Annotated in this window: 5 protein-coding genes; 3 read left to right on the top strand and 2 right to left on the bottom strand. The window is 71.7% G+C overall.

The window, feature by feature from the left end; translation table 11 throughout:
- Positions 1–371: 371 nt before the first annotated feature.
- The gene (locus ACFYM0_RS37795) at positions 372–1,157 is read right to left on the bottom strand and encodes a hypothetical protein (protein ID WP_388510259.1); all 786 of its coding nucleotides are present in this window, start codon (positions 1,155–1,157) and stop codon (positions 372–374) included.
- Positions 1,158–1,345: 188 nt separating this feature from the next.
- The gene (locus tag ACFYM0_RS37800; RefSeq protein WP_388510261.1) at positions 1,346–3,025 is read right to left on the bottom strand and encodes a PucR family transcriptional regulator; all 1,680 of its coding nucleotides are present in this window, start codon (positions 3,023–3,025) and stop codon (positions 1,346–1,348) included.
- A 254-nt stretch (positions 3,026–3,279) separates the two neighbouring features.
- Between ACFYM0_RS37800 and ACFYM0_RS37805 the strand changes: the two genes are divergently transcribed.
- Genes ACFYM0_RS37805 through ACFYM0_RS37815 form a run of 3 tightly spaced genes read left to right on the top strand, consistent with a single transcriptional unit; the run spans position 3,280 to position 7,195 of the window.
- The gene (locus tag ACFYM0_RS37805; RefSeq protein WP_250744166.1) at positions 3,280–4,176 is read left to right on the top strand and encodes a xanthine dehydrogenase family protein subunit M; all 897 of its coding nucleotides are present in this window, start codon (positions 3,280–3,282) and stop codon (positions 4,174–4,176) included.
- Between the two features lie 2 nt (positions 4,177–4,178).
- Positions 4,179–4,787, top strand: coding sequence for a (2Fe-2S)-binding protein (locus tag ACFYM0_RS37810; RefSeq protein WP_250744167.1), 609 nt, complete (start codon positions 4,179–4,181; stop codon positions 4,785–4,787).
- 2 nt (positions 4,788–4,789) lie between these two features.
- Positions 4,790–7,195: a xanthine dehydrogenase family protein molybdopterin-binding subunit gene (locus tag ACFYM0_RS37815; RefSeq protein ID WP_388510264.1), complete on the top strand. Its 2,406-nt coding sequence runs from the start codon at positions 4,790–4,792 to the stop codon at positions 7,193–7,195.
- Positions 7,196–7,343 lie beyond the last annotated feature (148 nt).

Consider the following 7,343-nt stretch of genomic DNA (forward strand, 5'->3'; position numbering starts at 1 on the left):
GTGTCGGCCTGGACTGCATGATTTAGGCGCCCTGGGCTCGACTTCGACAGCCGTGGGGTGTACCTGCGCCACACATCACGCTTTACGTCCAGGCCGACACCCCACCCCGCCCCCGTCCCCGCCCCGGCCCGGAAGCCTCCGACCCCGGCCGGGTGGGCCTCCCGGCCCCGCCGCGCATTTTCAGCCGTCCGGCGTTTGAGGACCGGGTCCGGGCAGCGCCCGGGGAACGGTGGAAGGGCGGGTAGGGGACTTCGCCCCGCAGGGCCATCAGCGGCGGCCGCCCACCGGGCCCGTGCCGGGACGGCGGTGGCAAGCACCCCGCCCGGCCACCGCCGGACGGAGTCCAGCGCATCGAGAAGGCGTCCGGAGCGTCAAGAAGGTGCGGGCGCGGGTACCGGGTGGAGCTGGTCTGCCAGCCAGGTGGGGATGCCGCCCAGGAGGTGGAAGAGGCGGCGGGCCTCCGCGCGGAGGCGGGCGGCCTCGGGTTCCGGTTCGGCTTCGGCCAGGGCCGCCAGCGCCGGGGCCGTGCCGACGAGGAAGCCCAGGTCCTCCCGGATGCGGAGGGACTCCGCGAAGCCCTTGCGGGCCTCGGCGACCTCCCCGTCCCGCAGGGCCAGCGCCGCCAGGTGCCGCCAGGTGAAGGACAGCAGGAGGGTGTCGCCGTGGGCCAGGGCGCCCGCGTGGGCCCGCCGGTACGCCGGCAGGGCCGATGACGGGGCGTCCGCCAGATGTTCGGCGACCAGGCCCCGCCGGAAGTCCAGCAGCGGCCGGGTGCGCGACCCCGGGGACAGCAGCGCCGCCGCCCGGCCGAGCGCCGAGCGGGCCTCGTCGGCCCGGTCGCGCACGCCCAGTACGGTCGCCGCGTACGCCAGGTGACCGCGCTCGCACGCGGCCGCGCCCCGGTCGTCGTCGTCCTGGGAGACCGCTTCGGCCACCCGCAGCGCGTCCTCGGCTTCGGCCCAGCCCTGCCCCGTGAAGAGGCAGCGTTCGACCAGCAGTCCGGTCCGCTGCACGGCGGCTCCGGCATCGTGCAGGTGCGGTGTCAGCAGGGCCGCCGCGTCGGTCCAACAGCCACGCGAGCGCAGCCGCCATATCGCCCGCTGGAGGGGGTCGTCTCCCCCGGTAGTTCCGGCACTGGACATGGCGGTATCCGCCACATTGCCCTCCCCAAAGCAACCAAGCAGCACGTCGTTGAGCCCTGGGGCGAAATGAGAGCACGGATCGGCAGGTTCGGCCAAGGGGTCGGGTGAACTCTTTCACAAAGTCCGGACGGATCATCAGCCACCCCCGGCCGGCCCCCCGTCGGCCCGGACCGGCCCCCCGGCCGGTCAGGCGGTGGATCTTCTCAGCTCATGCGCAGTGCCAGGAAGAAATCGAGCTTGTCCTCCAGCCGGGAAAGATCCCGCGCCGTCAACTGCTCGATTCGCCCGACCCGGTACCTCAGCGTGTTGACGTGGAGGTGCAGACGCGTCGCGCAGCGGGTCCACGAGCCGTCGCAGTCCAGGAAGGCTTCGAGGGTGGGGATGAGCTCCGCGCGGTGGCGCCGGTCGTAGTCCCGCAGCGGGTCGAGCAGCCGGGCCGTGAAGGCGCGGCGGACGTCGTCCGGTACGAACGGGAGCAGCAGGACGTGCGAGGCCAGCTCGTGGTGGCCGGCCGCGCAGACCCGGCCCGGGCGGGCCGCGGCGACCCGGCGGGCGTGCCGGGCCTCTTCCAGGGCCCCGCGGAGCCCCTCGGCGGAGGACACGGCCGCGCTGACGCCCAGGGTGAGCCGGCCGTCGTCGGCGAGTCCGGCCGCCAGGGGGTCCCGTACGGCCGCGAGCAGCGTTTCCGCGTGCAGGGCGGTGTCGGGGCCCTTCTCCTCGCCGGGCTCCCCGGAGGGCGCGGGCAGCGGTACGAGGGCGATCGCCTCGTCCCCGGCGTGCGCGACGGCGATCCGGTCGGACGGCTCCGGCCCGGAGACGGACGGGTCGACGAGGATTTCCTCGAGCAGGGACTGGGCGACGGGTCCGCCGGCGATGTCACCGCCGTCCCAGTCCACCCGGGCCACGACGACCTGCCAGTGCGGGGCGGTGCCCAGGCCGGGCAGGAGCACCGGTGCGGCCACCCGCAGGCGGGCGGCGATCTCGGCGGGCGGAGCGCCCGTCTGGACCAGCTCCAGGACCTCCTGGGCGAGGCGGCGGCGGACCGTGCGGGCCGCGTCGCGGCGGTCCCGCTCGACCGCGATGAGCTGGGTGACGCCCTGGAGCAGGTCGAGGCGCTCGGCCGGCCAGTCGCCGGCGTCGGCCTCGACGGCCAGCAGCCAGTCGGAGAGCACGCTCTCGCGGACGTCCCGGGCCGCCGGACCTGCGGCGCCGCGCCCGTGTCCCCTGATCGGGAACAGGGAGTAGGTAATACCCTGGAGGGAGATCCGGTGCGGACCCCTGCGGCCCGTCCGGACCGCCGCGAGGTGCTCGCTCGCCAGTGCCGCGCAGATGCCCGGCGCCAGCGGCTCGCCCGCCCCGGCGATCTGCCGGCCGGTGGGCGAGAGCACCCAGGCCCGGAGATCGAGGTCCGTGGTGAGCAGATCGAGCACCACATCGGGTCCGCCACCGGCCGGACCGGAGGTCATGAGCCGCCGATGGCGGTCCACGACGGCCGCGAGGTCCCCGGCGCGCTCTCCGGACACCTGCCGCACCACGTACTCGGTGATGGTGGCGAATGCAACGTCTTCGTTCACGGCGAACAACGGAAGACGGTTGCGCAGACACGCCGAGACGAGGTCGTCGGGAATGTCGCCCAGCTCGGCCTCGCCGGCCGCGAGCCCGGCCACGCCGGCGCTCGCGAGGATTCGTACGAACGGCTCGGAGTCGGCTGAATTTCGTCTCCATGCCAGGCCAGTGAGGACCAGTTCCCCTCCGGATAGGTATCGGCTGGGATCCCTCAGGTCGGTCGTCATGACCCCGCGGACCGTCCGGTCGAGTTCTTCCTCGCCGCCCAGCAGCCGCAGCCCCAGCGCCTCGGTTTCCAGCAGTGCGCGCAGCCGCATGATGTCGCCGCCGATCTGTCTCGAATGTTGCCGTTGGAAATCGGGCAGGTCGTCGCATCCTGCCTTTCATACGAATCTACAAGACGAGGGAGGTCCCCAGCCAACTCCTTCATGGTTTCGGTGACTGCACCCGGGGGACGGATGGCCGCTGTACTGAGTCCACACCGCGTTAACAGCACGTGAACGACCAGTCGAGGGCCCAACGGCCTCCTGGCTTGAAGTGAACGACCCGATTAAGAAGAAGAGAGCCGCACATGGACTTCCTTCGCCCCGCCAGCTGGGAGGAGGCGCTCGCCGCTAAGGCCGAGTTCCCCACAGCTGTGCCGATTGCGGGTGGCACCGATGTGATGGTCGAGATCAACTTCGACCACCGTCGGCCGGAGTACCTCCTGGACCTGAACCGCATCGGTCTCCTGCGGGAGTGGGAGGTCGGCGAGGACGTGGTACGTCTGGGCGCCTCCGTCCCGTACACGCAGATCATGGAGAACCTCCGCACGGAGCTTCCGGGACTCGCGCTCGCCTCGCACACGGTCGCGTCCCCGCAGATCCGTAACCGCGGCGGTGTCGGCGGCAACCTCGGTTGCGCCTCGCCGGCCGGCGACTCCCACCCCGCGCTGCTCGCGGCGGGCGCCGAGGTCGAGGTGGAGTCCGTACGCGGATCCCGCCTGATCCCGATCGACGAGTTCTACACCGGCGTCAAGCGCAACGCGCTGGCCGCCGACGAGCTCATCAAGACCGTCCACGTCAAGAAGGCGGACGGCCCCCAGCAGTACTCCAAGGTCGGCTCCCGCAACGCGATGGTCATCGCCGTCTGCGCGTTCGGCCTGGCGCTGCACCCCGAGACCCGCACGGTCCGTACCGGTATCGGTTCGGCCGCGCCGACCCCGATCCGGGCGAAGGCCGCCGAGGAGTTCCTCAACGCCGCGCTCGAAGAGGGTGGCTTCTGGGAGTCCGGCAAGGTCATCACCCCGTCGATCGCCAAGCAGTTCGGTGACCTCGCCTCCGGCGCGGCCAACCCGATCGACGACGTCCGCGGCACGGCGAAGTACCGCCGCCACGCGGTCGGCATCATGGCTCGCCGCCAGCTCGTCTGGACGTGGGAGCAGTACCGCGGTTCGAACAACGGCCGCTCGCTTGAAGGGGCTGCGTAATCATGCGCGTCAATTTCACTGTCAACGGCCGTCAGCAGGAAGCCGACGACGTCTGGGAGGGCGAGTCCCTTCTCTACGTCCTGCGCGAGCGCCTGGGCCTGCCCGGTTCGAAGAACGCCTGTGAGCAGGGTGAGTGCGGTTCCTGCACCGTCCGTCTCGACGGCGTGCCGGTCTGTTCCTGTCTGGTCGCGGCCGGTCAGGTCGAGGGCCGCGACGTCGTGACCGTCGAGGGCCTGGCGGAGTTCGCCAAGCAGCGCGACGAGCACGGCCACGGCGGTGCCTGCGGCACCGGCGGCGGCTGCGGCAGCAAGGGCGGCGTCACCCTGGACGCGGCCAAGCAGTGGCAGGCCAAGCCGGGCGACTCGCAGACCGGCGAGGGCGTCGAGCTCTCCAACATCCAGCAGGCGTTCATCGACGCCGGCGCCGTCCAGTGCGGTTTCTGCACCCCGGGCCTCCTGGTCCAGGCCGACGCGCTGCTGGAGGAGAACCCCTCCCCGTCCGACCAGGACATCCGTGAGTCCCTGTCCGGCAACCTCTGCCGCTGCACGGGCTACGAGAAGATCCTCGACGCGGTCCGCCTCGCGGCCGCCCGTCAGTCTGAGGCGGTCTGACCATGGCCCAGAACACGCGCACGGTCCCGGCGGGTACGCCGACCAACGTCACGCAGAAGCACAACAAGGGCGGCATCGGCGAGTCCACGCTGCGCCCGGACGGCACCCTCAAGGTGACCGGTGAGTTCGCGTACTCCTCGGACATGTGGCACGAGGACATGCTGTGGGGCCAGACGCTCCGCAGCACCGTCGCCCACGCCGAGATCGTCTCGATCGACATCTCCGAGGCCCTGGCGATGCCGGGCGTCTACTCGGTCCTGACGTACGACGACCTGCCGGCCGAGATGAAGAACTACGGCCTCGAGATCCAGGACACCCCGGTTCTCGCCAACGGCCGGGTCCGTCACCACGGTGAGCCGGTCGCCCTCGTGGCCGCCGACCACCCGGAGACCGCCCGCCGCGCGGCCGCCAAGATCAAGATCGACTACCGTGAGCTGCCGCTCGTCACGGACGAGGCCTCCGCCCTCGCCGAGGGCGCGCCGCTGATCCACGAGGGCCGCGACGACCACCACATCGGTCACGTCCCGCACCCGAACATCGTGCACCGCCAGCCGATCATCCGCGGCAACGTGGAAGAGGCCCGCAAGCGCGCCGACGTCATCGTCGAGGGCGAGTACACCTTCGGCATGCAGGACCAGGCCTTCCTCGGCCCGGAGTCCGGTCTGGCCGTACCGTCCGAGGACGGCGGTGTCGAGCTGTACGTCGCCACCCAGTGGCTGCACTCGGACCTCCAGCAGATCGCCCCGGTCCTGGGCCTGCCGCCGGAGAAGGTCCGCATGACGCTCTCGGGCGTCGGCGGCGCGTTCGGTGGCCGCGAAGACATCTCGATGCAGATCCACGCCTGCCTCCTGGCCCTGGCCACGAACAAGCCGGTCAAGATCGTCTACAACCGCTTCGAGTCCTTCTTCGGCCACGTGCACCGTCACCCGGCGAAGCTGTACTACGAGCACGGCGCCACCAAGGACGGCAAGCTCACGCACATGAAGTGCAAGATCGTCCTGGACGGCGGCGCGTACGCGTCCGCTTCCCCGGCGGTCGTGGGCAACGCCTCCTCCCTCTCGGTCGGTCCGTACGTCCTGGAGGACGTGGACATCGAGGCGATCGCGCTCTACACGAACAACCCGCCCTGTGGCGCGATGCGCGGCTTCGGCGCCGTCCAGGCCTGCTTCGCCTACGAGGCCCAGATGGACAAGCTCGCGGCGAAGCTGGGCATGGACCCGGTCGAGTTCCGTCAGCTGAACGCCATGGAGCAGGGCACGATCATGCCCACCGGCCAGGTCGTGGACGCTCCGGCGCCCGTCGCCGAGCTGCTGCGCCGGGTCAAGGCCCGTCCGCTGCCGCCGGAGCGCCAGTGGGAGTCCGCCGGCGAGAACGCGGACGTTCGCGCGCTGCCCGGTGGTCTGTCGAACACCACCCACGGTGAAGGCGTCGTCCGCGGCGTCGGCTACGCGGTCGGCATCAAGAACGTCGGCTTCTCCGAGGGCTTCGACGACTACTCCACCGCCCGCGTGACCCTCGAGGTCATCAACGGCGAGGCCGTCGCGATGGTCCACACGGCCATGGCGGAGGTCGGCCAGGGCGGCATCACCGTCCACGCGCAGATCGCCCGTACCGAGCTGGGTGTCACGCAGGTGACCATCCACCCGGCCGACACGCAGGTCGGCTCCGCCGGTTCCACGTCCGCCTCGCGGCAGACGTACATGACCGGTGGCGCCGTGAAGAACACCTGTGAGGCAGTCCGCGAGGCGGTCCTGGAGATCGGCCGGCGCAAGAACGGCTCGTACCACCCCGCGTGGGCGACCGCCGAGCTGCTCCTCGAAGGCGGCAAGGTCGTCACCGATGGCGGAGAGGTCCTCGCGGACATCGCCGACATCCTGGAGGGCGAGGACGCGATCGACATCGAGCTCGAGTTCCGCCACGCCGCGACCGAGCCCTTCGACCTGGTCACCGGCCAGGGCAACGGCCACGTCCAGTACACCTTCGCCGCGCACCGCGCCGTCGTCGAGGTGGACACCGAGCTCGGCCTCGTCAAGGTCGTGGAGCTGGCGACCGCCCAGGACGTCGGCAAGGCGCTCAACATGCTCTCCGTGGTCGGCCAGATCCAGGGTGGTACCACCCAGGGCCTGGGCGTCGCGATCATGGAAGAGATCATCGTGGACCCGAAGACCGCGAAGGTGCGCAACCCCTCCTTCACGGACTACCTGATCCCGACCATCCTCGACACCCCGACCATCCCGGTCGACGTCCTGGAGCTCGCCGACCCGAAGGCCCCGTACGGCCTGCGCGGCATGGGCGAGGCCCCGACCCTCTCGTCCACCCCGGCCGTCATCGCGGCGATCCGGGCGGCGACCGGTCTGGAGATCAACAAGACGCCGATCCGTCCGGAACTGCTCACCGGCACGCTCTAGGACGGCTGGTGGGGGGGGGGGGGGGGGGGCCCCCCGCCCCCCCCCCGCCCCCGGCGGGGGGGGGGGGGGGGGCGGGCCGCCCCGGGCCGCACCGCCCCCCCCCCCCCCCCCACCCCGCCCCCCCCCCCCCCCCCCCCCCCCCCGCCGC

The sequence above is a fragment of the Streptomyces sp. NPDC006487 genome, assembly GCF_042870555.1.
In the GTDB taxonomy this organism is placed as follows: Bacteria; Actinomycetota; Actinomycetes; order Streptomycetales; family Streptomycetaceae; genus Streptomyces.

Coding starts and splice junctions, on each gene's coding strand:
- ACFYM0_RS37800 (WP_388510261.1), bottom strand. CDS start 3,025: ATGCGGCTGCGCGCACTGCTGGAAACCGAGGCGCTGGGGCTGCGGCTG.
- ACFYM0_RS37805 (WP_250744166.1), top strand. CDS start 3,280: ATGGACTTCCTTCGCCCCGCCAGCTGGGAGGAGGCGCTCGCCGCTAAG.
- ACFYM0_RS37810 (WP_250744167.1), top strand. CDS start 4,179: ATGCGCGTCAATTTCACTGTCAACGGCCGTCAGCAGGAAGCCGACGAC.
- ACFYM0_RS37815 (WP_388510264.1), top strand. CDS start 4,790: ATGGCCCAGAACACGCGCACGGTCCCGGCGGGTACGCCGACCAACGTC.